The following is a 26083-nucleotide window of genomic DNA, read 5'->3' as shown; positions in this document are numbered from 1 at the left end:
GACTCGCTGAAGGCAAGAGCAAACGCGACATCATCCGCTGCCTCAAGCGAGCCGTCGCCCGCGAAATGTTCCAACATCTCACCCAGAAAACTGCCACTTGACACTCATAGGAGCATCACATGCGGCGAAGCCGCTCACTCGTGCGGAACGACGACCACCGGCACCGGGGCAGCACGCAGAATCTTGGCGGCACTCGAGCCCAGGAACACCCGCTTGGGGGTCGCCAGCCGACTCGAGCCGAGCAACATCACATCGCCCGGCTTCCATTCGAGGTTGCCCACGGCCTCGTCCAGTGTCGACCCGTCGGCCACCACGGATTCCAGGCCCTCGATGCCGGGGAGGGTGCGGGCCGCGAGTTCCAGATTCTCCTGTGCGGCAGCGACTTGCCGTCGACGCGTGTCCAGTGAAGTCTCGTCGCTCGGGGTTCCGGTCGATTCCAGAGAGACCAGCGAGACCAATCGAAGAGGCACGTGCGCAGCGCTGGCGAGAGTGAAAGCGAACGGCAACGGGTTCGGCGCGGATGACCGGGTGGGGACGGCGACGGTGAGATCGGTGATCGGTGCGCTGGAGAGCCGGTAACCCCGAGGGGCAAGTGCCAACGGAACTTCCGAGGCGTGCAGAAGCTGACCGGCGACCGAGCCGATCGAATGTCGGTTCAGCAGGCCGTCACTGGCACCGCCGACAACGATCATGTCGGCATCGGAGTTCACGGCGAAGTCGATCAGGGCGCGGGCGAACGACTCGTGGCTGAGCACGTGCGTGGTCACCTCGATACCCGACGGGACCTGGGCGGCCGCGTCGTCCACCCAGCCCTTTGCCTTGGCCTCGAGGATCTTTCGATACGGTCCACTGCCTTCCATGACAGGTTCGTCGACGGCCATGACCAGCACGATGTCGATGGACGCGTCGAGGGCGCGGGCGAGGGCGGTGGCCAGGGCTACGCCGTCGTCGCCGCTGGGGGTGGCGAGGTAGCCGACGGTGATCTTCATGAGTTTCGGTCCTTCTCTTCTAGTAAGTGTCCGGAACCTTGACTTCGGTGGACGCGGTGAGTGTCTTGCCCTGGAAGAAATCCTTGTTACCCACGAAGCACAGCAGCATCAGTGGGATTCCGAGTACCAGCATGCCGACACCGAGGACGAACACTCCGCCGATCGGACCGTAGACGGTGTAACCGTAGTCGGGCTTGATCATGTCGACTGCGCTCTGCACGAACGCCCACGTCATGGACAGCCCACCAAGAAGTGGAAAGATGCCGCGCATGAACAGGTTTCGGGCGGACGAGAACAGTGTCCGACGGAAGTACCAGGTGCACGCGTATGCGGTGATGCCGTAGTAGAACGCGACCGCGAGCCCGAGCGATGCCACCGAATCCTGCAGCGCATTGGCGCTGACGAAGGTGAGTACCAGGTAGAACATCAGGGCTGCGGCACCCATCACGAGCGTGCCGAAGCCGGGCGTCATGTACTTGGGGTGCACGCTGGCGAACCGCTTGGGGATTGCCTCGTACACAGCCATCGACAGTGTTCCGCGGGCCGTGGGCAGGATGGTCGTCTGTGTAGAGGACAGCGCCGAGATGGACACCGTCAACAGCAGCAGCGACGCGACGATCGAGCCGGCGACCGGATCGCCGAGAATGGTGAGCACATCATCGACGTTGTCCGGGTTGTTCAGACCGATACCCGTGTCTCCGAACCCGGCGAACGACTGCACGGCGTATCCGACGAGCACGTAGGTCGCGACGAGAATCAGCGTCGTGATCACTGCGGCCCGTCCCGGCGTCTTCTCCGAGTCCTTCGTTTCCTCGCCGACGGCAAGGCAGGCATCCCATCCCCAGTAGATGAAGATGCACAGGATGATGGCCTGGGCCGCGTCGGACATCGTCACCCCGGTGGGCACCAACCAGCTCCATTGCGGCGTGATGGCCTGCGGACCGGCCGTACCCGTCCCCGCCTTGACCAGTGCCGTCACCGACACTCCGATGAGTACGCCGAACTGGACGACCAGCAACACGTTCTGCATGCGTTCGCTGATGAGGATGCCGCGAAAACTCACGTAGGTCATCGCGACGATGAAGAACGAACCGAGGGCGACCTTGGCCGCGGTCGACTCCGCCAAGTCCGACAGGCCGAGGAACTCGAACAGGTAGATGGCTGCGATCTCGGCGACGTTGGCCAGCACGATGATCGCCGAGACGGCCAGCCCCCACCCGGCCATCCAACCGACCCAGGGCCCGAAGGCCTTGGTACCCCAGGTGAACGACGTCCCGCAATCAGGTGTGTCGCGCCCGAGCTCGCGGTAGGCGAAGGCGGTGAGCAACATCGGAACGAAGGCGATGAGAAACATCGACGGTGCTTTGTCGCCGACGGCCAGAACGACGTAGCCGAGGGTGGCGGCGAGACTGTAGGCCGGGGCCACCGCCGACAGTCCGATGACGATGTTGCCGACCAACCCGAGCGCGCCGGTGTTGAGTCCCTTGCCCGGAATGGTGTTGGGCGGTTCCGCAATCGACATAGGTCTCTCCGAGGTTCGAGTCGACCGAGGCGTCGGAAGGGGACCCGACAGAATCGGTCGCGTGTGATGGATGAACACTACGATTTCCGTCGCCGATTCGCTGTGTATCGACGGAATAGTTTTCATCGGAGTAACAATGCAACGAAATAGGTCGCGGAAGTGGCGGACGTCGGGGGAATCCGCGGACTCGCCGAGTGGCGATGACAGGCGCGCGTCCGCGCACGACGCGCGCTACCGTCGACACATGAGCACCGCGGAGAACACTCAGTCCTCGATCGGTGGCAGTGCGCCACTCGATCTCGCGTCCATCAGGTCGGCTCCGAAGGCGTTGCTCCACGATCATCTCGACGGCGGACTCCGACCGCAGACCGTGCTCGAACTGGCCGACGAATGCGGATACGACGGGTTACCCGCGACCGACGGTGCCGCTCTGGGGGAGTGGTTCCGCGACGCAGCGGACAGCGGATCGCTCGAGCGCTACCTCGAGACCTTCGCGCACACCGTGGCCGTCATGCAAACCCCCGAGGGGTTGTTCAGGGTGGCGCGCGAGTGCGCCGAGGATCTGGCCGACGACGGCGTCGTGTACGCCGAGGTGCGCTTCGCGCCGGAACAGCACCTCGAACGCGGGCTGACCCTCGATGAGGTCGTCACCCACACCCTCGCCGGTTTCGAGGCGGGCATTTCCGCAGCCAAGGTTCGGGGCAAGAACATCACCATAGGCACCCTGCTGACGGCCATGCGGCACGCCGCACGTTCACGAGAGATAGCGGAACTGACGGTGCGTTTCCGTGACCGCGGGGTGGTGGGCTTCGACATCGCCGGGGCCGAGGCGGGCTTTCCTCCCAGCCGCCATCTCGACGCCTTCGAATACATGCGAGCCAGCAACGCGCACTTCACTATTCACGCGGGCGAGGCCTTCGGTCTGCCGTCCATCCAGGAAGCAGTGGCGTTCTGCGGGACCGACCGGCTCGGACACGGAGTGCGGATCACCGACGACATCACCACGAACTCCGACGGCACGCCGTCACTCGGTCTGTTGGCCGCGTACGTCCGCGACACCAGGATGCCTCTGGAGTTGTGCCCCAGTTCCAACGTGCAGACCGGTGCCGTCGAATCGTTGGCGACGCACCCCTTCGATCTGCTCGCACGACTGCGGTTTCGCGTCACCGTGAACACCGACAACCGATTGATGAGCGACACCTCGATGAGCCGAGAAATGGTCAAACTGGTGGATACGTTCGGCTACGGGTGGAGTGACCTCGAGCGATTCACCATCAATGCGATGAAGTCCGCATTCCTGCCGTTCGACGAGCGATTGGCGTTGATCGACGACGTCATCAAGCCCGGTTACGCGGTGCTGATCGGCTGACGAGCGAGCGCGCGGCCGGACGGGAACGCCCTACTTCTTGCGGAGACGGCTCTCGAACTCCCGCTCGAGGGCGCGCCAGGCCTCGGCCTCGACGTCGAACGGTGCGCTCGGGGCCAGCCGATCGGGACTGGGCTCGAGGGTGTACGAGACGTACCAGCCCAACGGTGTGGACGTGGCGAGGGCCTCGTCCACCGAGCTGTCGCCGGCGAAATCGGCTGCATCGGTGAACAATTCGACGGCAAGATCGAGCTGGTCGACGTCCACCGCGGTGGGCCCGTCGGCAAGGTCGTCGGCGAGTCCGGGCAGTACGTAGACGTTGTCGTCGGTGATCGTGATGTCCAGGGAGCCGTCGATCGCGGCGGTCTGAACATCGGAGTAGGTGCTGACCTGCGCCAGATCGTGATCGTGATCGTCGGCGAGATAGCGAGCCAGCGACCGCTCGGACCCGAACACGCTGATGGCGCCACCGCGGCCGAGGAAGACGGGCTTGTCGCCGAGGTAGCACCGCAGGGTGTACAGCGTGTCGTCGGACGTGATGATGCGAATGGGATCGATACCGACGGTGGTCCAGAACGTCTCCTCCGCCGCGGCAGCGGCGATGGGATCTCGGTCGACGTCGTCCTCGTCGCTCTCTGCGTCGTCGCCGGACTCTTCGTCCTCGGTGTCGTCGTCGATGTCGTCCGTTGCGTCGTCTGCATCGACGGCGTTCTCCGCAGCCGCGGTGATCTCCGCGTCGGCGACGGCAACGGCGGCGCTGTCGACGTCGGGGGAGGTCACGATGGAATCGACTGCGTCGAGGACTTCGTCCCAATGCTTCGCCACTGCTGCGCCGATGCGGTCCCACAGCTCGGCACCTTCACGGCCGAGAAAGTTCTCGACGCCACCGGCCACCGCTCCAACGAACGGATTGGTTCCGAAAAAGCTTGTGACGGGCCGTAGTTCGCAGACATCACCGATGGACGAGACAATGTCGAAGGTGGCCTGCAGTTCGGCGAGAACGTCGGCTTCGGGGTCTGCAGCCACCAACTCGGGGACTGCGACGAGGTCGAACCGATGCAGCTCGTCGGGCTCGAGTTCGTGGGCCGCGAGAGCGGACACCACCGGCCACGACGGGTGGTCGACGAGGTCGTTGTCGTCGTCGGATCGGACGAATGCGGCGAGCTCGGCAACCGTGGCGAATCCGTAGAGATCTTCCTCGTGTCCGAGGAATGCCTCCCATTCGTCGTCGCCTTCTCGCCACTCCGGTGCCCACAGAGTCGAGAAGTCACCGGCGGTCAGACCGAGTTCGATCGGGATGATGTCTCCAGCCATGGCGCGAAGCCTATCTCAGGAGTCTGTGAACGAAGCCTGCAGACTTTGCAAGATGGTCTCGCGCTGGTCCAACGCTGCGGACGCCGCCTCGGCGGCTGTGAGAACGATGGTCGACGCGAGTTCGCGGGCAGTCACCGATCCGAGATCCTCCGCGAGATCGAGGCCGACCATGGCCCCGGTACCGTCCGCGACGACGGTCACGAGCCCGTTGGGCGAGGCCACTCGAATCCTGATGTGGTCGACGCGCTCCTGTGTCTCACGCAATCCGTCGAGCCGGTGTCGGGCTTTGTCGATCACGGTGTCGAGATCGGTGGGGTGAGAGTGGGTCATACCGGTCGCAACCAACTCGTGGGTGCCGGATCCTGGGCCAGATCGTCGTTCGCGTCGGCGGCCACTCGGGCGTCGGTCGGCAGACCCAGGCGATCGAGGATGTCGGCGGGAACCCCGTCCTCGGCCAACCGGATTCGGCGCTGTGCCCGAGCGGCTGTGGTCGCCCGCGTGCATCGATCCAGGATCGTCGACGCCAATGCTGTTCCCCCGTAACGTAGTTCACGTTCATCGATAGCGATTGCGATCGGCACTCCATGCTCGGTGGCGCGAACGGATACCGAGCCGGATCGAGTTGCCGATACCGCGCTGACGACGGTGGTGTTCGCGTCCGTCATCGACTTCCTCTCATTCGGTCTGCCTCTCGTTCGGTCCGACCGTTACTGGGTCGGGCGGTAGAAGCCCTTGAATGCCATGTCGCTGTTGGTCGTTCTGATCGGTCCTACCTGCACCGGGTCTCCCGCCTCGACGAGCTGGCCGTTGCCGATGACCATCGCTACGTGGCCGTCCCACACCGCGAGATCGCCGGGCTGTACGTCACCGGCCGCGACCGACGAGCCGATGTCCTGTTCCTGCGCCAGCCGGGGGATGTCGACGCCCTGCTGTGCGTACGCCCATTGGGTCAACCCACTGCAGTCCAGTCCGGTGCCCGGCGTCGTACCGCCCCACGCGTAGGGGACGCCCTGCTGCGTCAACGCGCTGCGAACGGCACCTGCGGCTTCGGCGTTGGGGGCGGTGACGGTGCTCCCGTCGGGCAATCGCACCTCTACTCCTCGGCCGGCGTCCCCGGCGCGGGGTGAATCCATCGCCGAATTGCCCAAGAAGTGCTGTGCTCCACCGGCTCCGGGGGAGTCCGGCGTGCCGCCGGTTTGTGAGAGCGACTGCGCGAACGTCTTCGCCAGCTTCTCCCCGGTCTCGATCACCTGAGCCGTTGCAGGTGAGGTCATCAGGTTCGAGGGCGAGCCCGGCACCGCTGCCGGGCCGGAGTCGATGGGTGCGGGGACCGCGGGTGGGGAGGCCAGCTCGCCGGCTGTCGCAGCGTGCACGGCCAGTTCGGCGCGCACGCGCGCAACCACCGCCAGAGCGCGCTCGAGGTGCTCGATCGCGGCCGAGATCAGCATCGTCTGCCCCATCGGGGTGGCGATGATCGGTCCTGCGGAAAGGGCGATGCCCACGAACGACTGCACTATTGCCTGTAGTTCGACGAAACCCTGCCCGGTATCCCGACATGCCCGATCGACGACGGCGGCGATATCGTCCGCGTGATCGGCAAGGGCCAGAGCACTCGCATGAGCGTTCTCGGCGTACCGAAGTGCTGCGTCCGCGGCGTCGCCGTTCCAGTTCGAAGCAAGTTCGGTGATCGCGATGCGGCCGATTCCCTGGGCGGCCTCGATCGCAGCCGACGACAGTCGCAACACGTCCGCGGGGCCTCCGGAGGGAACGGTACCGCCGCCGAAGGCACCGAGCAGCTCGACGATGGGGCGAGAGAGTAGATCGATCATCGCCGCTTACCGAGCGTCCGGTGCGCGACCGGCAGAGTGGGCCGTGACGGCCGCCCCGGTTGCGTCGTCGGTGCGGGCGTACGACACCGCAGCATCGGCGGCCGCAGAACCGAGGCTCGCCACCGCTCCCGCCAGGCGAACGACCGCATCGGTATGCGCCAGATGGGTTCCGGTCACCGTGGCCAGAAATTCCTGCCCGATCAGGCCGAACACCGGCGCCAACACGGCGGGCCCGCAGGCAGCGGCGGCAGCACCGGCCGCCGCGATCTGCTCGGCCATGGTCGACGCAGCCGCACCGTAGGCGAGCACCCCCTCGGTCTCGACGACGAGTTCGTCCATGAGTCCCCCTGAAATCGCGTGCGTTCGCGCAGTCGCCGAATACGACGCCCAACTGGTTCGACGCGACTGCGGGCACATCGGTTCCCACGACTTGCCGTTCACCGTGCGTCTCGGCGATCTCCTCCGCTGGGGCTCATCGTGTGGGGCCTCATGGTGCTGGGCCTTATCCTGTGAGACATGGATACACACGTGGTCGACCACCCACTGGCCGCCGCCCTGCTCACCACCATGCGGGACGAGCGGAGCGACAACGCCACGTTCCGCACTGCGCTCCGCCAGCTCACCCACATGCTGGTGTACGAGGCCACCAGGGACGCCGACATCGACACGTTCGAGGTACGTACTCCCGTCGCAGTCACCCAGGGCACCCGGTTGGCTCGTCCGCCGCTGCTCGTGCCCGTACTGCGTGCCGGTCTCGGCATGGTGGAGAAGGCGAGCGGTCTGATTCCACAGTCTCGCGTCGGGTTCGTCGGGATGGCCAGGGACGAGCAGACGCATCAGCCGGTGCCCTACATGGAGTCCCTGCCCGACGACCTGTCCCAGACTCCGGTCTATGTGCTCGACCCCATGCTGGCGACCGGCGGATCGATGGTGCACACGATCGAGCTGCTCGTCGGACGCGGCGCAACCGATGTCACTGCCATCTGCGTCGTGGCCGCCCCCGAAGGCGTCGCAGCGCTCGAAGCATCGGGACTCCCGGTGCGACTCGTTGCCGCGAGCATCGACGACGGACTCAACGACAATGCCTTCATCGTCCCGGGCCTCGGCGACGCGGGCGACCGTCAGTTCGGGCCCCGCTGATTCGCTCCGGTGCAACCCTGCTCGCGCTCGGGGTGTCCTGGCCCTCCGCCGGTCCTGACACCCCGCGGTTGCGCCTGCTCGACATCGAGGCCGAGCAGGTCGAGTTTCAGGAGCTGGTGGGTAACACACTGAGCTACCGCGCTCTCGGCGGTGCGGCAGACCGATACTGCACGGGCCGAACGGCATTCACTGCGGACGGGCCGCCGCGGTACGTTCCGTGCCCGGGCCGAGAGCCGGCCGTCGGGTCGAGCCAGTGCGCACGGTGCGCGGACAAGGACGTGTTTCGTTTCGTCCATACCGTGCACCGCAGCGGATTCGTCTCCCGCGATCTGGAAAAGCATGTCATGGCACCGCATTGGCTCTACCTGGCGGCATTTGCCAACGGCACCTTCAAGATCGGGACAGCCGCGCAGACTCGCAAATGGGGTCGGCTGGCCGAGCAGGGGGCTATCTGTGCGCAGTACGTCGCGTACGCGGACGACGGCAAGGCCGTGCGTGTCGCCGAGGACCTGGTGACCGAAAGGCTCGGACTACGGCAGGCCGTACGGTCGGCGACGAAGGCAGCATCGCTGTGCGTGCCACTCGATCTCGACCGGTTGGAGGCAGGCACTGCCGCGCGTGCGGAGCAGGTCCGTCAGCTGTTGACCGACGCCGCGATCGGCGGATGTCGGCCGATCGCGGAGCGGTGGACTCCGCCTGCGGGGCGGGAAACATTGAGCGAAAACGATACTCGGGTTGCCTACCCCGCCGATGTCGCAACCGGCTCTCATGGACTGCAGATCAGGACATGCGTCGGGCAGGCGGTGATCGCCTCGGTCGACGAGCAGACCTACGTCGCGGATCTGGCGGCATTGAAGGGTCGGCGCATCGAACTCGGTGCCTTCTCGTCCGATCTGCCTGCGGTGCAGTCGGCACTGTTCTGAGTTACAGCTCTTTTGCGAACGCGGAGAGCTGGGCCAGGAGTTCGTACGCCGTCGCTCTCGCCCTTGCCAGATCCTGCCGGTCCGAGACGGGCTCGACGACCTCGAGGTACGCCTTGAGCTTGGGTTCGGTCCCGGACGGTCGCACGATGACCCGGAGTCCGGATCCCGCGATTTCGACTGCGTCGGTGCGCAACTCGTCGTCCCGGTCGGCGTAGTCCATGACGGTCACCGTGCGTCCCGCCAGCTCCGTCGGCGGCGTGCTGCGTAACCGGCGCATCATGTCCCCGATGTCGGTGAGATCCTGCACTCGGCGCGACACCTGCGCACCGCTGTGGACTCCGAATTCGACGGCGAGGTCGTCGAGTACGTCGAGTAGCGTGCGTCCGTCCTGCTTCAGCGCTGCCGCGAGGTCCGCCAGTACGACGGCGGCAGAAATCCCGTCCTTGTCCCGCACCACATTCGGATCTACGCAGTGACCGATCGCTTCTTCGTAGGCGTACACGAGGCCGTCTCCGGCGCGCACGAGCCATTTGAAACCGGTCAGTGTGCGGGCATAGCGCGCGCCGCGGGCCGGTGCCAGTGCCGAGAGCAGCTGCGAGGACACGATGGTATTGGCCACCAGTGAGCCGGGCGGCGCGTCACGCAGCAGGTAGTCGGCCAGCAGAGCGCCGGTTTCGTCCCCGGTCAGCATCCGCCAACCGTGAGCGTCTCGGACTCCGACTGCGCAGCGATCGGCATCGGGGTCGAGTGCGACGGCGAGGTCGGCGTCGGTCTCGGCCGCCAGCGCGAGAACCGCGTCCGCAGCACCCGGCTCTTCCGGGTTGGGGAAGGTCACCGTCGGGAAGGACGGATCGGGCTCGAACTGCTCCTCGACCACCCGGATGTCGCGGAACCCAGCGCCGCGCAGTGCCGCCACGGCGAGTTCTCCGCCGACGCCGTGCAGTGCGGTCAGGGCGATACGAACATCGCGTGATCTCGAACGGGGCAGTCTCACAACCGAATCGAGGTAGCGCGACGCGATGTCCGAGCCGCTGGGCTCGACGGCTGTGCGAGGCACGTCGACTGCATCTGCACTGGCGTCGATGAGCGCCTCGATCTGGGTATCGCTCGGCGGAACCAACTGCGACCCGCCCCGCAGATACACCTTGTACCCGTTGTCGGCGGCCGGGTTGTGCGATGCGGTGATCTGCACCCCCAGCTCGGCATCGAGCGCCCGTACGGCGAAGGCGACAACGGGCGTGGGGAGTGGTCGAGGCAGAAGGACCACCGAAAATCCCTGCGCAGCCAACGTTTCCGCCGCCGCGAAGGCGAACTGTTCCGAACCGGTGCGCGCGTCACGGCCCACCACGACCGTGGATCCGCCGAGGCCCTGCCCGAGCAACCACGCTGCGATACCGGCGGTTGCTCGCACGACCACGGCGACGTTCATGCCGTTCGGGCCGGCGCGCACCGGCCCTCGGAGACCGGCGGTGCCGAAGGTCAACGGACCGCTGAATCGGTCCGCGAGTTCGGAATCGGAGAGGCCGTCGAGTTCGTCGCGGCTCGCCGGATCGGGATCTCCCGCGATCCAGCGTTGCACGCGTTCGGTGAGATCCTCGATCACAGCCGGGTGACCAACTCGTGCAGCAGAGCGCCCATCCGAGCTGCCGAATCCTTGCCCGCAGCGAGCACTTCGGAATGATCGAGGTGTTCTCCGGTCATGCCGGCAGCGAGGTTGGTGACCAACGAAATTCCCAGCACGCGAGCACCCTTTGCACGGGCGGCGATCGTCTCGTGCACCGTCGACATGCCCACCAGATCTGCACCGAACGTGCGCAGCATCTTGATTTCGGCAGGCGTCTCGTAGTGAGGGCCCGGCAGTCCCGCGTAGACGCCGTCCTCGAGAGACGGATCGATCTCGGCCGCGAGAGCGCGGAGTTCGGGTGAGTAGGCACCGACGAGATCGACGAATTCGGCGCCGACGAGCGGCGAACGGGCGGTCAGGTTGAGGTGATCGGAAATCAGAACGGGTTGGCCGACGCTCATGCCTTCACGGATGCCGCCGGCGGCGTTGGTGAGGACGACGGTCGTCGCGCCTGCCGCGATCGCGGTGCGCACCGGGTGCACGACGCGTCGGAGGTCGTGGCCCTCGTAGGCGTGCGTACGGCCCTGAAGTAACAGAGTGTGGGTTCCGCCCACGTCCATCGAGGTGATCGTGCCGGAGTGGCCCGACGCGGACGGCGGCGCGAAGCCGGGGAGATCGGCCATGCGCACGGTCGCGGTGGGGGAGCCGAAGACATCTGCGGCCGCCTGCCAGCCGGAGCCGAGGACGATGGCGACGGTATGGGTGTCGATGCCGGTCGCTGCAGCGAGAGCATCGGCGGCGGTGCGCGCCGCCGCATCGGGATCGGTCACGGGATCGGTTGCTCGTGCGTCGGAAGTTGCCACGATGAACAACAGTATGAGATCGCTGCGGTGGATGTGGAACCGAGACGGTGCGACCGGGAAGTTACCGCCGAGTAGTATCCGCTGCATGCCTTATCTCGAACGCGACGGTGATGTCCACATCTTGTTCCTCGGTGCCCAGGAGGGCGCGGGCAATCCAGAGAACAGGTTCCACCCCGACTGGATAGATGCCGTCCATGCACTGCTCGACGAGGTCGAGGCATCGACCGGTCCGGCCGCGCTGGTCACCACCTCGGCAGGCAAGTTCTACAGCAACGGACTCGATACCGATTGGCTGTTCGCGAACCTGGACCGGATCACCTGGTACCTCGACCGCGTGCACACGCTCTACACGCGGCTGCTGGCGTTCCCGATGCCCACGGTCGCAGCGGTGCAGGGCCATGCGTTCGGTGCCGGCGCGATGTTCGCAACATCGCAGGATTTCCGCATCCAGCGCGCAGACCGAGGCTTCTACTGCCTGCCGGAGGTCAACCTCAACATGCCGTTCACCGTCGGCATGTCTGCCCTGATCAACTCCAGGCTGCCCAAGCAGACCGCCGTCGAGGCGATGCTGACCGGCCGTCGTTACGGCGGGGCCGATGCGGTGGCCGCAGGAATCGTCGAGGCCACCGCGTCCGAGGAATCGGTGGTCTCCGACGCCGTTGCCAAGGCGGCGGCGCTGACCAGCACCCGGGGAGCGAACCTGGCCGGCATCAAGAGTCGGATGCACGTGGACCTGCTCGCTGCGCTGACGACGCCGACGGACGACAGCAACTTCAGCTTCGGCAACTAGCCTCGTCCGGCACTGTTCGGGCTCGGAGTCGGCACAGCCGTTCCGACACGCCGCCGCGCTAGTGACACACTGTCTCTCGTGATCGACGAACCGAACAGTGCCGCCGTGGGCGAGGAGATCGGCCGCGCGCTCGCTCACGCAACCGACGAAGTGGTTGCGCTGTCGCACTCGATTCACGCAGAACCGGAACTGGCGTTCGAGGAATACCGCAGCGTTGCGAAGGTCCTCGACACGCTTCGCGCCCACCATTTCGAGATCGAATCCGGGGTCGCCGGCATCGACACCGCATTCACCGCGTCGGTGGGTAGCGGCGAGCTCGTGATCGGAATCTGCGCGGAGTACGACGCGTTGCCCGAGATCGGTCATGCCTGCGGCCACAACATCATCGCCGCGTCCGCGGTGGCTGCCGCCCTGGCGCTCGCGCCGGTGGCCGATGCGCTCGGCATCACGGTCCGAGTGCTCGGCACCCCTGCCGAGGAAACGGGCGGTGGCAAGGTCCTGATGCTCGAGCGCGGCGTCTTCGACGACATCGGTGCCGCACTGATGGTGCATCCGGGCCCGTTCGACATCGTGGGCGCGACGTCGCTGGCATTGGCCGACGTTGCCGTCAAATTCACCGGCCGCGCTGCCCATGCGTCGGCCGCCCCCGAGTGGGGAATCAACGCGGGCGATGCCGTCACCGTCGCACAGGTGGCGCTCGGGCTCATTCGGCAGCACCTCTCGCCCGGCCAGCAACTGCACGGCATCGTCAGCGACGGCGGCGTCGCGCCGAACATCGTGCCCGGACATGCCGAATTGCTCTACTATCTTCGCGCGAACAGCACCGAGTCACTCGAGGCGCTGACGAAGAAGACGTTCGCCTGTTTCGAGGCGGGTGCCATTGCCACCGGATGCACACACGAAATCCGCACGGTGTCGCCGACATACTCGGCCCTGACCCCGGATTCGTGGCTGGTGGCGGCATTTCGTCAGGAAATCGAATCATTGGGACGGTCGCCCTTGGCGCCGGATTTGGAAGGATTTCGCCCGTTGGGCAGCACTGACATGGGAAACGTGACGAATGTTCTACCCGGAATCCACCCCGTCGTCGGCCTCGATGCCGGAGGGGCGGTGACGCATCAACCGGAGTTCGCCGCCGCGTGTGTCACCGAGTCCGCCGATCGTGCACTGCTCGACGGTGCTCTCGCCCTCGCCGGAACGGCCGCTCGCGCCGCAGCCGATCCACAGACCCGGGCGCGTCTGCTCGACGGTGTGAACGCTCGATCGGCGGCGCAGCGATGAGTTCACGTGAAGCCGCGATCGATCGGTGGATTCAGGCTCACACAGAAGATCTGTCCCTGTGGCGTCGGCACATTCACGCCCATCCGGAACTGGCCCGTCGTGAATTCGCTACGACGGCGTTCGTCATGGAGCAGCTCTCGGCGGCAGGCCTGTCACCCAAACCTCTGCCCGGTGGCACGGGCTTGATCTGCGATATCGGTCCCGACGGCCCACGCGTCGCACTGCGCGCGGACATGGACGCGTTGCCGCTGCAGGAGATCACCGGTGCGCCGTACACGTCGACGGTTCCCGGCGTGTCCCACGCGTGCGGGCACGATGCGCACACCACGGTGCTGCTGGCGACCGGACTCGCGCTGGCGTCGCTGCCGGACCTGCAACATGGCGTTCGGCTGATCTTCCAACCTGCCGAGGAGGTCATGCCGGGCGGTGCACTCGACGCCGTTGCCGCGGGTGCGCTCGACGGGGTGTCGAAGATTTTCGCGTTGCACTGCGATCCTCGGCTCGAGGTGGGGCAGGTGGGAGTGCGTGTCGGGGCCATCACCTCCGCCGCCGACACCGTCGAATTGCGTCTGGACTCGCCGGGCGGGCACACGTCGAGGCCGCATCTGACGACCGATCTGGTCTACGCGTTGGGCACCGTCATCACCGGGCTGCCCGGCATGTTGAGCAGACGAATCGATCCGCGAACCAGCACAGTGATGGTCTGGGGCGCGGTCGTGGCGGGGCAGGCCCCCAACGCCATTCCGCAGACCGGCATGCTCACCGGAACAGTACGGACCGGCGACCACGAAACGTGGGCGCTGCTCGAGCCGCTCGTTTCCGAGATCGTCACCGGTCTGCTGGCACCGACCGGGGTGCGCTTCGAGCTGCACTACCGTCGCGGCGTACCGCCTGTGGTGAACGACCCGGCGTCCACGGCCACCTTCGAAAAGGCCATCGGCCGAGTGGGGCCGGCGGCGTTGGCCGACACCGCGCAGTCCGGTGGTGGCGAGGACTTCTCGTGGTACTTGGAGAACGTGCCGGGAGCGATGGCCCGACTGGGCGTGTGGTCGGGGACCGGTCCGCAACTCGACATCCATCAGCCGACATTCGACCTCGACGAGCGAGCCTTGGCCGTGGGTGTGAAAGTGATGACCGGAATCGCATTGGACCCGAACTAGCGGAGGGGTAACCGTGGATTTCGCGGTCTCACCGATCGGGGTCGTTCGCTCCGATCGCGCAGAGGTGGTGGACGACAACTGGGGTGAAGTCGTGTCCGTGATCGAACTGGACGAGACCGTGCTGGACGCCGATGCGACTCTCGGGCTCGAGGAGTTCTCTCACCTCGAGGTCGTCTATCGGTTCCACCTGTGCGATCCGGACTCGACGACACTCGGCTCGCGCCACCCCCGCGGTGATACGACGCTCCCTCGGGTTGGCGTCTTGGCGCAACGCGTCAAGGACCGGCCGAATCACCTCGGAGTGTCGCGGTGCGAGATCGTCGAGGTCCAAGGTCTGCGCATCCGGGTCCGCGGTCTCGACGCGATCGACGGGTCACCGATATTCGACGTCAAGCCGTTCCTTCAGTCCATGGTTCCGACACGTGAAGAAGTGACCGAGCCGGCTTGGGTGGCGTCGGTGATGAAGAACTACTTCTGATCTGTCCTTCTGGCTACGAGGCTGTACCGGGTCCTACGTTGCGGCTGTTCCTGGTGCGTAGGTCGCGCACGTATTCGGCTGGGGCACCGGCAATTTCGGCGGCCTCGGCCATGACTCCGAGGTAGCGTGCCGACGGTAGGCCACCCTCGTAGGCGTCGAGAACGTAGAGCCACGCCAGGACCGGCTCGCCTCCGGTCTCGATGCGCAGCCGGATCTTGCGGTGGATGCCGAGCTCCGAGCCCTCCCACCGATCCAGGCTCTCCTCGTCCTCATCGGAGACGTCGTAGAGCACCACGAAGACCTGTGAGTCCGGGTCCTCGACGATCGTGGCGAGCGCGCCCTCCCAGCCGATGTCGCCACCGCCGAAGGTCAAGCGCCACCCGTGCAGCCACCCGGTTCCCGACAGCGGTGAGTGGGGGCAACGCTGCAACATCTGCTCCGGATGCATGTTCGATCCGTAGGCGGCATAAATTGGCACGTCGGCCAGCCTAAACCGTATCGCCGCCCGTTGACGCCCCGTGGTGGTGTTTCGGTGCGTCGTCGCAGGTACGCCGAGCGACGGGTGGAGTGAAGCTAGCCTTACCGACGCGCGGAACCGGACACTGCAATACCGTTGACGTGACACAGTACAAAGATTTCAGCACGCGAGAAGAGGATCAATGACCCGGATTGTGATCATCGGTGGTGGTCCGGCAGGGTACGAAGCAGCATTGGTGGCGGCGCAGCACGGCGGACAGGTGACGCTCGTCGATTCCGACGGCATCGGTGGTGCGTGCGTTCTGTGGGACTGCGTGCCGTCGAAGACGTTCATCGCCTCGACCGGCATTCGCACCGAGATGCGTCGCGCGAGCGACCTCGGAATCTCACTCGACCCATCACAGGCAGCCGTCGCGCTGCCCCAGATTCATTCGCGAGTGAAGAGCCTCGCGCAGGCGCAGTCCACCGACATCGCGCACCGGGTCACCTCGGTGGGCGTCGAAATACTGGCCGGTCGCGCCGAGATGATCGACACGCACGTCGGATTGGCCTCGCATCAGATCAAGGCGGTGTTGGCCGACGGCGAGGAGCGAATTCTCGACGCCGATGTCGTCCTCGTCGCCACCGGAGCGCGCCCCCGCGTCGTCAAGGGTGCCGAGCCGGACGGCGAACGCATTCTCAACTGGCGTCAGTTGTACGACCTCGAAGCACTGCCCGAACACCTCGTCGTCGTGGGATCCGGTGTGACCGGTGCCGAGTTCGTCTCGGCCTACACCGAGATGGGCGTCAAGGTCACCGCGGTATCGAGCCGCGATCGCGTCCTCCCGCACGAGGACGAGGACGCTGCCCTGGTGCTCGAAGACGCGTTCAACGAACGTGGCGTCACCCTCGTCAAGCATGCCCGCGCAGACTCGGTCGTCCGCACCGACGACGGCATCGTCGTCACGCTGTCCGACGGGCGCACCGTCGAGGGCAGCCACGCGCTGATGACTGTCGGTTCCGTTCCAAACACCTCCGGTCTCGGACTCGAAAAGGTGGGCATCGAACTCGACAAGGGTGGATACCTGCGTGTCGACCGCGTGTCTCGTACCGCGGTCGCGGGCATCTACGCGGCGGGTGACTGCACGGGTCTGCTGCCGTTGGCGTCGGTGGCCGCGATGCAGGGACGCATCGCGATGTACCACGCCCTGGGCCAGGCCGTCAGTCCCATCAAGCTCAAGACCGTGGCGTCGGCGGTGTTCACGCGGCCCGAGATCGCATCGGTCGGCGTCGCACAGTCCGCGATCGATGCAGGCGACGTACCGGCACGCACGGTGATGTTGCCGTTGACGACCAACCCGCGAGCGAAGATGAGTGGTCTCAAGCGTGGTTTCGTCAAGATTTTCTGTCGCCCCGCCACCGGTGTGGTCATCGGTGGCGTGGTGGTTGCTCCGAGCGCATCGGAGTTGATTCTTCCGATCGCGATGGCCGTGCAGAACAATCTGTCGGTGAACGACCTGGCCAACACGTTCTCGGTCTATCCGTCGCTGTCGGGTTCGGTCATCGAGGCCGCGCGTCAGTTGATGGCGCACGACGACCTGGACTGATTTCACAATGTGAGAAGTGCGTTTCATATTTCGGACGCACATGACATAGTCGAGAGAGCGGACACACCCGTCCGCTCTCTCTTCGACTCTGCGGATCCGCGGGCCGTTCTTCCCGTCCCTGCTGCCCTGGAGTCTCTTTCGTGTCTTCGATTCATCCGCCTGCCGGCTTGGCCCGACGCACCGCAACACTCGACAGCTCGGCCATCCGCGACCTTCTGGCCCTGACCGCTCGCAACGAGATCATCAGCCTGGCCGGCGGTTTACCGGCCACAGATCTCATACCGGTCGACCGCATCGCTGCCGCAGCGGACGCAGTGCTGCGACACTCCGACGCAGTGCAGTACTGCGAGACCCCCGGCCACCGCACACTGCGCAACGTGATCGCCGCCAGAGAGAGCGCCGTGCGCGGGGGAGTGACGGTTCCGACTGACACCGTCGTTGTGACGCACGGATCGCAGCAGGCCCTGACACTGCTCGCGCAGGCGCTGATCGACCCGGGTGCCGTCGTGGTGGTCGACGAGCCGGCGTATACCGGAGCGCTGCAGGTGTTTTCGATTGCCGAGGCACAGATCGAATCCATCCCCATCACCGATGGCGGGATGGATGTCGACGAGCTCGAAGCGCGGCTGCTCGCCGGCCTGCGGCCCGCGGTGGTCCATACGGTCGCCAACTTTCACAACCCCCGCGGCGTGACGATGACCGAGGCTCGCCGTCGCCGACTGGCGGCCCTGGCCGACCGGTACGGATTCTGGATCATCGAGGACGATCCCTACGGCGAGATCTGGTTCGACACAATCGAATCCGGACCGCCTCCTTCGCCGATTGCGTGCCACAGCGATCGGGTCGTCAGGTTGTCGAGCGCGTCGAAGATCCTGGCGCCGACTCTGCGCGTGGGATGGTTCGTTGCCCCGCCCCGAGTGTGCGCGGCGGTGGAACTGCTCAAACAGGGTGCCGATCTGTGCGGTTCCTCGCTGACACAGCTGATGGCGGCCGACCTGCTGGGCGACACCGAGTGGCTGGCGGACCACCTGACCGATCTTCGGCGCGAGTACGGTTGTCGCGCAGACGCATTGACGAGCGCTCTGTCCGGGGAATTCGGTTCGGCGCTGGACGTCTCGCGACCCACAGGTGGAATGTTCGCGTGGGCGACCTTTCGCGACGGGACCGATACCACCGAGCTGCTCGCTGCGGCGCTCGCGCACGGCGTCGCGTTCGTGCCGGGTAGCGCGTTCGTGCGCGCTGCAACCTCCACGTCGGCCGAGTGCTTCCGCCACTCGCTGAGGCTGAGCTTCGCCGGCTCCACACCGGAGGTGCTGAACGATGCGGTGCGGCGGCTGAGCGCGGCACATGCGTCGATCACACGGCGGAGCTGAACCGCGACCAGCCTGCGCTGGTTCTGCGCTCGGCCGACCTGGGGCGGTAGCCTGACATGGGAGACATCGCGAGGAATTTTCGAGGACAGGGAGCGACCAGTGAGCAACCGATCGAACACGAAGTTCCTCGGACCCACCCAACGGGTGGAGGCGTGGGACCAGCTCGGACGCGAACAATTCGACGTCGTGGTCGTCGGCGGTGGCGTCGTGGGTTCGGGTGCCGCGCTCGACGCGGCAACACGAGGCCTGAAGGTGGCGCTCGTGGAGGCGCGTGACTACGCGTCGGGCACGTCCTCTCGCTCGTCCAAGATGTTCCACGGTGGCCTTCGCTACCTCGAACAACTCGAGTTCGGACTCGTCCGTGAGGCGCTGCACGAACGTGAACTCTCGCTCTCCACACTCGCGCCGCATCTGGTCAAACCGCTGAAATTCCTGTTCCCCCTCACCCATCGGGGGTGGGAGCGCCCGTACATCGCGGCGGGTATCTTTCTGTACGACCGGATGGGCGGTGCCAAATCGGTTCCGCAACAGAAGCATCTGACCCGTTCGGGTGCCCTGCGGATGTCGCCCGGCCTCAAACGGAAATCGCTGATCGGCGGAATTCGGTACTACGACACCGTCGTCGACGACGCGCGGCACACGATGACCGTCGCCAGAACGGCAGCCCACTACGGCGCAGTGGTGCGTACGTCCACTCAGGTCGTGGGGTTCCTCCGTGAAGCCGACCGTGTTTCCGGTGTGCGAGTACGAGATTCGGAGACCGGGGCCACCACCGAGGTGCGTGCGCACGTGGTGATCAACGCCACGGGCGTGTGGACAGACGAAATTCAGTCGCTGTCGAACATGCGTGGTCGCTTCCGAGTACGGGCCTCGAAGGGTGTGCACATCGTGGTGCCGCGCGATCGGATCGTCAGCGAAGCCGCGATCATTCTGCGCACCGAGAAGTCCGTGCTGTTCATCATTCCGTGGGGCGCGCACTGGATCATCGGCACCACCGATACCGACTGGAACCTCGATCTCGCGCACCCCGCCGCGACCAAAGCCGATATCGACTACATTCTCGGCGAAGTCAACGGGGTGCTCGTCACGCCGCTCACGCACGACGACATCGACGGCGTCTACGCGGGATTGCGGCCGCTACTGGCGGGTGAGAGCGACGAGACGTCCAAGCTGTCCCGTGAGCACGCGGTGGCGCGGGTGGCACCGGGACTCATTGCCATCGCAGGTGGCAAGTACACGACCTACCGGGTGATGGCCGAGGACGCAGTGGATCTCGCGGCCGAGGACATCCCGGCGCGGGTGGCGTCGTCGATCACCGAGAAGGTGCCGCTCGTCGGCGCGGACGGTTACTTCGCGCTGGTCAATCAGGCCCCGCACCTGGGCGAAGTACACGGGCTGCATCCGCACCGAGTGACTCATCTGCTGGACCGATACGGCTCGCTGATCGACGAGGTGCTGGCCATGGCGGACGGCAAACCCGAACTGCTGCAACCGTTGACCGACGCGCCCGCTTATCTGCAGGTCGAGGTGGTCTATGCCGCTGCGGCCGAGGGCGCACTGCACCTCGAGGACGTGCTGTCGCGGCGCACCCGGATTTCCATCGAGTACTCGCATCGTGGGATGAACTGCGCGGGTCAGGTCGCAGCACTCATTGCCCCGATCCTGGGTTGGGACGAGGCCACGGTCGACCGTGAGGTCGACACGTACCGGGCTCGGGTCGAGGCCGAGATCGCGTCGCAGCGTCAGCCGGACGACGAATCTGCCGACGCTCTGCGCGTCGTCGCCCCCGAAGCGCGTCAGGAGATTCTCGAACCCGTCCGGACCCTCTGAGTCACGGAACCCGAACCAGCGTCCGCGGTGCGCGAGCAGCCGTCGCGCCGGAGACAGCCATGACCAGCAGGGTGAGTATCGCAAGTGTCAACATACGATCCATGGTGATCGGCGAAGCTGTGAGCAGGCTTGGTCTCACCTGACGAAGCTCTGTGAAGGCCGGTCATCTCTGGCAGTGCGGGCAGTAGTAGATCTGCCGTTCTTCGAGTGGGTTGTCGCCGATCAGTCCGAACTCGATGGTGGTACCGCACCGCCTGCACGGCTTGTTCTCACGGCCGTACACCCAGAAGTGACGGCCCGCGCGACGATCCCCGGTGGTGACGCGCTGATTGCGATTCTTGTTGGCGGTGATGGTGCGGAAGGACAGGTCGATCATCTTCTTCAGGTCTCCGGAGTCCTCGACCGGCGTGCGGGGATCGACTCCGCGAAGGAAGCAGATCTCGTTGCGGTAGACATTGCCGAGTCCGGCTATGTTGCGCTGATCGAGCAGGGCCAGGCCGATCGGTCGGCCGGGGTCCGACTCCAGATTGGTCAGGGCGACACCTGGGTCCCAGTCGGGTCCGAGTAGATCCGGTCCGAGATAGCCGACAGCGTCGTCCTCGTTCTCGAGGATCTCCAGCACGCCCAGCTCGAATCCGATGGCCTGCGCCTTCTCGGTGTTCAGAATGATCCGCGCTTGGAAGGCCGGACGACGCCAGCGAGCCCCCAGTGCGTAAACGTGCCAGGTGCCTTCCATCTTCAGGTGCGAGTGGATCGAGTAGCCGCCCACTCTGATCAGCAGGTGTTTGCCCCTCGACGCGACAGACTCGACCGTTTCGCCGGTGAAGTCGACTGTGGCGTAACGGGGTACACGAATGTCGCAGGCAGTGAGCTGCTGGCCCTCGAGCGCTGCCCGCAGAGTGTTGGCGGCGCGCCAGACGGTATCGCCCTCGGGCATCTACGTCCTCTCTCGTTCTTCGGTTCTCTTCTTCGTCAGTGGTGCGGTGCCTCAGCGCCGCAGGCGTAGTCCGCGGGGAGTCGCCGAGAAACCGGCCGCGGTCAACGTCTTGGAGAAGTCCGTGCCGTGGATGTCGTGACCGTTGATCCGTTCGACCAGTAACTTGTCCACCCCGCCGCGCTTGACCGTGGTCGCCAATGCCGTTGCTGCAGAAGCGATGTCCTCGGTGTTGTCGCCGAAGGTCAGCACCGACTTCCCGCCACGTTCGACGAACATCGTCAACTCCCCACGAACAAGTACGACCAGCGCTCCCGCCTTGCGACCCGGCCGGTGCTTCGTCGTGTCGTCGGTGTCTTCGCCGCCGGCCTTCGGCCAGGGCAGTGCTCCGCCGTACGGGTTGGCCGGATCGCAGGACGCGAGTACGACGGCGGTGGCGTTCTTCTTCGGTTCGTCGTAGCTGCGCAAACGGTCGACGACGTCGGAGGTGGAGAACTGAGCGCCGCCCAGCGAATCGACGAAATAGCCGCGGCGGCAGCGACCCGAATCCTCGAACCCCGTCAGCACCTTGTACATCGTGGCGAATCCGCCGGGGACACCTTCGTTCATGACCGAACCGCGGGTCACCACGCCATAGCGTTCGAGAAGTACATCTGCGGTGGCATGAGCCCGGACGGTGAGGTCCGGTTCGAGTTCGGGCAATCGCGACCATCGGCCGCCGGCCGTCGGGGGGCCGGTGCGGGTGGGCAGGGACGGCCGCTCGAACTGACGGTAGGAACGCAGGCGCGGGGTTCGACGCGGTGCTCGATGACTCGGGGCGGAGCGGGTGGCCGTCGAGTTCAACAGAGCCCGCAGTGGCGCGAACGTGTCGTTGCTCAGTAGTCCGGCCCACACCAACTCCCAGAGCGCAGCCTGCAGAGCCGTGTCGTCGGTGCTGCCGACGGTGTCGGAGAGCTGGCGGAAGAAGTACGCACCGCCGCCGGCGACTGCGTCCTGAATGCGAATCTGCAACTCGGACAGGTCGGATTCGGCGGCGGGCACCAGAGTCAGCGGCGCGGTATCGGCAATGTGCAGGCTCACCCAACCGTCTTTGGACGAGATTGCACCGTGCCCCGCCCACAACACCTCGCCGGTCGAGGTCAACTCGTCGAGCATGGCGGGGCTGTAGTCGCTCACCCGGGAGGCGAGCACGAGAGATTCCCACGCCGACGCCGGAACGGGCACGCCCGCAAGCTGTTCGATGACCGTTGCCACACCGTCGATCCCGCTCAACCGACGACTGTCCACGTGCTGCCACGCCGGCAGGAAGCGGCCGAGCGTGGCGGTGGACACGGGTTCGACTTCCTGCCGTGCCGCCGCCAGAGATCGCCGCCGCAATCGCCGAAGAACCTCCGCGTCGCACCATTCGCTGCCCGTGGCACCGGGACGAAATTCGCCTTCGACGACGCGCTTGTCGACGGCCAGTCGGCGCAGGACGTCACGCACCACGGCGGTACCGACGCCGAACCGCGCTGCTGCGTCGTCGAGGGTGAACGGTCCGTGGGTTCGGGCGTACCGGCTGATCAGGTCGACGAGTGGGTCGTCGACGGGCTCGATGAACGCGGCGGGAGTGCCGATCGGTAGCGGAACACCGAGTGCATCGCGCAAGCGAGCCGCGTCCTCGATGGCCGTCCACCAGTTCTGGCCGGCGAACGAAACTTCCATTGCCCGCTTTGCATCGGCCAACTCGGCGAGCCACTGCGGATATTCGTCGCCGTTGGTGCGCTGTCCGACTTCCGTGGCGGTCAGCGGACCGAGCAGCCGCAGCAGATCCGCAACACCCTCGATGTCCTTGGCGTGTCTGTCCTCGGGCAGTCGCTGCAACTCGAGCTCGGTGGTGGTGATGACGCTGTCGTCCAGCAACTCTCGCAGCTCGACGCGTCCGAGCAACTCGGCCAGCAGCGCCGAATCGAGAGACAGTGCGGCGGCCCGGCGTTCGGCGAGCGGGCTGTCGCCCTCATACATGAAAGCGCCGACGTAGTTGAACAGCAACGAATTCGCGAACGGTGACGGTGACGGCGTCTCGACGTCGACGATCCTGATCTGGCGTCGGCCGATGCGGGCCAGGATGTCTTCGAGGGCGGGGAGGTCGTAGACGTCCTGCAGGCACTCGCGCACGGTTTCGAGCAGGATTGGGAACGTGGGGTATTTACGAGCGACGTCGAGCAGCTGTGCCGAACGCTGCCGTTGTTGCCACAGTGGTGCCCGCTTGCCGGGGTTGCGGCGGGGCAGAAGCAGTGCGCGAGCGGCACATTCGCGAAATCTCGACGCGAACAATGCCGATCCACCGACCTGCTCGGTGACGATGTCGGCGATCTCGTCGCGCTCGAACACGAACAGTTCCGCGCCCGGCGGCTGGTCGTCGGTATCGGGAAGCCGGACGATGATGCCGTCGTCGGATGCCGTGGGGGCGGCGTCGATGCCGTATCGCTCGATCAGCCTCGCGCCGACCGCGAGGGCCCACGGCGCGTGTACCTGCTGACCGTAGGTGGAGTGCAGCACCAATCGCCAGTCGCCGAGTTCGTCGCGAAAGCGCTCGACGATCATCGTCTTGTCGGTGGGCAGTTGGCCGGTGGCCTCCAACTGTTCGTCGAGCAAAGCGATCAGGTTGTTGACAGCGTTGGCGTCGAGACCGTCCGCGCTCAGCCGCTCGGCCAGGTTGCTGCGGTCGGTGGTGCTCCGCAGAAACTCGCCCAGGGCCCGGCCCAATTCGGCCGGTCGACCGAGGCCGTCGCCGTGCCAGAACGGCAGCCTGCCCGGTTGGCCGTATGCGGGACTGACCAACACCCGGTCGTGCGTGATCTCTTCGATGCGCCAGCTGGTGGCACCGAGTGCGAACACGTCGCCCACTCGCGATTCGTAGACCATCTCCTCGTCGAGTTCGCCTACCCGAGACTGCTTTTCGCCCACCATGTAGACGGTGAACAGGCCGCGGTCGGGGATGGTACCGCCGGACGTGACGGCCAGTCGCTGCGACCCGGGACGGCCGGTGAGGGTGTTGGCGTCGCGGTCCCACACGAGCCGTGGCCGTAGTTCGGCGAACTCGTCCGACGGGTAACGGCCCGAGAGCAGGTCGAGTGTCGACTCGTAGGCAGATCTGGGCAGAGTGGCGAAACTGCCGGTGCGACGGACTGATTCGAACCAGTCCTCGGCGTCGATGGGTTCGAGTGCGCACGCTGCGACGGTTTGCTGGGCGAGGACGTCGAGGGGATTGGCCGGGACGAAGAGGGCCTCGATCTTGCCCGACGTCATGCGTTCGACGGTGACCGCGCAATGGATGAGATCGGTGCGGTGCTTGGGGAACAGCACGCCCTTGGAGATCTCGCCCACCTGGTGGCCGGCGCGACCGACGCGCTGCAGGCCACTGGCCACCGACGGCGGTGCCTCGACCTGGACTACCAGATCGACTGCGCCCATGTCGATTCCGAGCTCCAGGCTGCTGGTGGCCACAACGCAGCGCAGACGACCGGTCTTCAGATCGTCTTCGATCAGCGCGCGCTGATCCTTGCTGACACTGCCGTGGTGGGCCCGTGCCAGCAGAGGATCGGCGCCGTGGTTGACGTCGGATGCGGTGCCCACCTGAGATGGTGGTTTGTGCTCGGTATCGACTCCGCCGCCGATACGTTCGGCGTACACCTCGTTGAGCCGCGCGGTGAGTCGTTCCGCGAGCCGGCGCGAGTTGGCGAAGACGATGCACGATTTGTGCTCGAGGATGAGATCGACCATCTTCTCCTCGACGTGCGGCCAGATCGATCCCTGAGCCGGGGGAGCGGCGGAGGTGTCCGCATTCGGGTCGGTGACGCCGAGTTCGGTCATGTCCTCCACGGGCACCTGAACCGTCAGGTCGAAAGTCTTCGGAGCGGGTGGGGCGACGATCTCGATGGGAGCGGCACCGGCGAGGAATCGGCCCACTTCCTCGTGGGGGCGCACCGTCGCGGACAGGCCGATGCGTTGCGCGGGCTTGTCCAGCATCGCGTCGAGCCGCTCGAGGGACACCCCGAGGTGCGCGCCACGCTTCGTGCCTGCGACGGCGTGCACCTCGTCGACGATCACCGTATCGACCTCGGCCAGGATGTCCCGCGCCGCAGAGGTGAGCATGAGGAACAGAGACTCGGGAGTGGTGATCAGAATGTCCGGCGGAGTCTTGATCATGGTCCGGCGATCGGCAGCGCTGGTGTCGCCCGAGCGGACTCCGACGGAGATCTCCGGCGGGTTCAGACCGAGACGCTTGGCCGTCTGGGTGATGCCGACCAACGGAGCTCGCAGGTTGCGCTCGACGTCCACTGCCAGAGCCTTGAGCGGCGATATGTAGAGCACCTTGGTCTTGCGGGTGCTGTCCGCACCCAGCTGGGCCAGCTCGTCGAGGGCCCACAGGAATGCCGACAGTGTTTTGCCCGAGCCGGTCGGCGCGACCACCAGGGTGTGCGATCCGCTGGAAATGGACGACCACGCACCGAGTTGCGCCGACGTGGGGGCCGGAAATGCGCCGTTGAACCACTCGCGAGTCGGCCGCGACAGCTTCTCCATGATGTCGGTGCCGATACTGTGCGTGGCCATCCCACCATCATGCCCCGAGGCACCGACAGGTAACCCCGGAGCGCGAAGCTCGTGCGCTGCGGTGTCGT

22 protein-coding genes are annotated in these 26083 nt (G+C 65.9%); 10 read left to right on the top strand and 12 right to left on the bottom strand.

From position 1 onward, the window contains the following. Positions 1-134 precede the first annotated feature (134 nt). Both J1M81_RS23710 and J1M81_RS23705 read right to left on the bottom strand, forming a co-directional pair. A complete protein-coding gene (locus J1M81_RS23710) occupies positions 135-989 on the bottom strand; it encodes a universal stress protein (RefSeq protein WP_206498967.1) in 855 nt (284 codons plus the stop codon). A gap of 19 nt (positions 990-1008) precedes the next feature. Next, positions 1009-2511 carry an APC family permease gene (locus J1M81_RS23705; protein ID WP_206498966.1) on the bottom strand — a complete coding sequence of 501 codons (1503 nt, stop codon included), beginning with the start codon at positions 2509-2511 and terminating at the stop codon, positions 1009-1011. A 244-nt stretch (positions 2512-2755) separates the two neighbouring features. Between J1M81_RS23705 and J1M81_RS23700 the strand changes: the two genes are divergently transcribed. Further along, complete coding sequence (locus tag J1M81_RS23700; RefSeq protein ID WP_045841980.1) at positions 2756-3880, top strand: adenosine deaminase; 1125 nt, start codon at positions 2756-2758, stop codon at positions 3878-3880. A 30-nt stretch (positions 3881-3910) separates the two neighbouring features. Here the strand turns inward: J1M81_RS23700 and J1M81_RS23695 are convergent, their stop codons facing one another. The 5 genes from J1M81_RS23695 to J1M81_RS23675 are packed head-to-tail and all read right to left on the bottom strand — an operon-like array spanning position 3911 to position 7359. Beyond that, positions 3911-5191, bottom strand: coding sequence for a primosomal protein (locus J1M81_RS23695; protein WP_206498965.1), 1281 nt, complete (start codon positions 5189-5191; stop codon positions 3911-3913). A 15-nt stretch (positions 5192-5206) separates the two neighbouring features. Further along, positions 5207-5521, bottom strand: coding sequence for a YbaB/EbfC family nucleoid-associated protein (locus tag J1M81_RS23690; protein ID WP_052053775.1), 315 nt, complete (start codon positions 5519-5521; stop codon positions 5207-5209). Continuing rightward, a complete protein-coding gene (locus J1M81_RS23685) occupies positions 5518-5856 on the bottom strand; it encodes a hypothetical protein (protein ID WP_057474269.1) in 339 nt (112 codons plus the stop codon). Before J1M81_RS23685 ends, J1M81_RS23690 begins: the two co-directional genes overlap by 4 nt. Positions 5857-5898: 42 nt before the next feature. Next, positions 5899-7020 carry a C40 family peptidase gene (locus J1M81_RS23680; protein ID WP_206498964.1) on the bottom strand — a complete coding sequence of 374 codons (1122 nt, stop codon included), beginning with the start codon at positions 7018-7020 and terminating at the stop codon, positions 5899-5901. 6 nt (positions 7021-7026) lie between these two features. Continuing rightward, positions 7027-7359 (bottom strand): type VII secretion target, encoded by a 333-nt coding sequence (locus J1M81_RS23675; RefSeq protein ID WP_080733168.1) that lies wholly within the window; start codon positions 7357-7359, stop codon positions 7027-7029. A gap of 177 nt (positions 7360-7536) precedes the next feature. Here J1M81_RS23675 and upp point away from each other — a divergent pair, with 177 nt between their 5' ends. After that, positions 7537-8160 (top strand): uracil phosphoribosyltransferase, encoded by a 624-nt coding sequence (gene upp / locus J1M81_RS23670; protein WP_027496434.1) that lies wholly within the window; start codon positions 7537-7539, stop codon positions 8158-8160. 32 nt (positions 8161-8192) lie between these two features. Then, entirely contained in the window at positions 8193-9083 is an 891-nt protein-coding gene (locus J1M81_RS23665) for a DUF2797 domain-containing protein (protein WP_308051309.1), read from the top strand. Between the two features lies 1 nt (position 9084). Here the strand turns inward: J1M81_RS23665 and J1M81_RS23660 are convergent, their stop codons facing one another. Continuing rightward, positions 9085-10686, bottom strand: coding sequence for a phospho-sugar mutase (locus tag J1M81_RS23660; protein ID WP_206498963.1), 1602 nt, complete (start codon positions 10684-10686; stop codon positions 9085-9087). Next, the gene (locus J1M81_RS23655; RefSeq protein ID WP_206498962.1) at positions 10683-11510 is read right to left on the bottom strand and encodes a purine-nucleoside phosphorylase; all 828 of its coding nucleotides are present in this window, start codon (positions 11508-11510) and stop codon (positions 10683-10685) included. The genes J1M81_RS23660 and J1M81_RS23655 overlap by 4 nt, the downstream gene beginning before the upstream one ends. An 85-nt stretch (positions 11511-11595) precedes the next feature. On the opposite strand from J1M81_RS23655, the gene J1M81_RS23650 reads away from it, so the two are divergent. The 4 genes from J1M81_RS23650 (at position 11596) to J1M81_RS23635 (ending at position 15219) form a co-directional block, all read left to right on the top strand. Beyond that, positions 11596-12300 carry an enoyl-CoA hydratase-related protein gene (locus J1M81_RS23650; protein WP_032366665.1) on the top strand — a complete coding sequence of 235 codons (705 nt, stop codon included), beginning with the start codon at positions 11596-11598 and terminating at the stop codon, positions 12298-12300. Positions 12301-12405: 105 nt separating this feature from the next. Then, entirely contained in the window at positions 12406-13581 is a 1176-nt protein-coding gene (locus J1M81_RS23645) for an amidohydrolase (protein WP_371831408.1), read from the top strand. Further along, entirely contained in the window at positions 13578-14741 is a 1164-nt protein-coding gene (locus J1M81_RS23640; protein WP_206498961.1) for a M20 family metallopeptidase, read from the top strand. Before J1M81_RS23645 ends, J1M81_RS23640 begins: the two co-directional genes overlap by 4 nt. A 13-nt stretch (positions 14742-14754) precedes the next feature. Continuing rightward, on the top strand, positions 14755-15219 hold the full coding sequence (locus J1M81_RS23635; protein ID WP_206498960.1) for a TrmO family methyltransferase: 465 nt from the start codon (positions 14755-14757) through the stop codon (positions 15217-15219). A 13-nt stretch (positions 15220-15232) separates the two neighbouring features. On the opposite strand, the gene J1M81_RS23630 is transcribed toward J1M81_RS23635, so the two are convergent. Beyond that, complete coding sequence (locus J1M81_RS23630) at positions 15233-15697, bottom strand: gamma-glutamylcyclotransferase (RefSeq protein ID WP_032387045.1); 465 nt, start codon at positions 15695-15697, stop codon at positions 15233-15235. A gap of 181 nt (positions 15698-15878) precedes the next feature. Here J1M81_RS23630 and J1M81_RS23625 point away from each other — a divergent pair, with 181 nt between their 5' ends. The 3 genes from J1M81_RS23625 to J1M81_RS23615 all read left to right on the top strand — a co-directional run bounded on the left by J1M81_RS23625 (position 15879) and on the right by J1M81_RS23615 (position 20485). Then, entirely contained in the window at positions 15879-17282 is a 1404-nt protein-coding gene (locus J1M81_RS23625; protein WP_027496441.1) for an NAD(P)H-quinone dehydrogenase, read from the top strand. A 140-nt stretch (positions 17283-17422) separates the two neighbouring features. Then, on the top strand, positions 17423-18655 hold the full coding sequence (locus J1M81_RS23620) for a PLP-dependent aminotransferase family protein (protein WP_206498959.1): 1233 nt from the start codon (positions 17423-17425) through the stop codon (positions 18653-18655). A gap of 99 nt (positions 18656-18754) precedes the next feature. Continuing rightward, positions 18755-20485: a glycerol-3-phosphate dehydrogenase/oxidase gene (locus J1M81_RS23615; protein ID WP_027496443.1), complete on the top strand. Its 1731-nt coding sequence runs from the start codon at positions 18755-18757 to the stop codon at positions 20483-20485. Positions 20486-20648: 163 nt separating this feature from the next. Here J1M81_RS23615 and J1M81_RS23610 read toward each other — a convergent pair whose 3' ends face one another. Then, on the bottom strand, positions 20649-21422 hold the full coding sequence (locus tag J1M81_RS23610; RefSeq protein ID WP_027496444.1) for a DNA-formamidopyrimidine glycosylase family protein: 774 nt from the start codon (positions 21420-21422) through the stop codon (positions 20649-20651). Between the two features lie 51 nt (positions 21423-21473). Further along, on the bottom strand, positions 21474-26015 hold the full coding sequence (locus J1M81_RS23605) for an ATP-dependent helicase (protein WP_206498958.1): 4542 nt from the start codon (positions 26013-26015) through the stop codon (positions 21474-21476). Positions 26016-26083: the final 68 nt, after the last annotated feature.

Origin of the sequence: Rhodococcus sp. KRD175, assembly GCF_017168275.1 — a bacterium.
GTDB lineage: Bacteria > Actinomycetota > Actinomycetes > Mycobacteriales > Mycobacteriaceae > Rhodococcoides > Rhodococcoides fascians.
The sequence above is the reverse complement of the archived record's forward strand: the minus strand, read 5'-3'. Positions and strand labels throughout refer to the sequence as shown.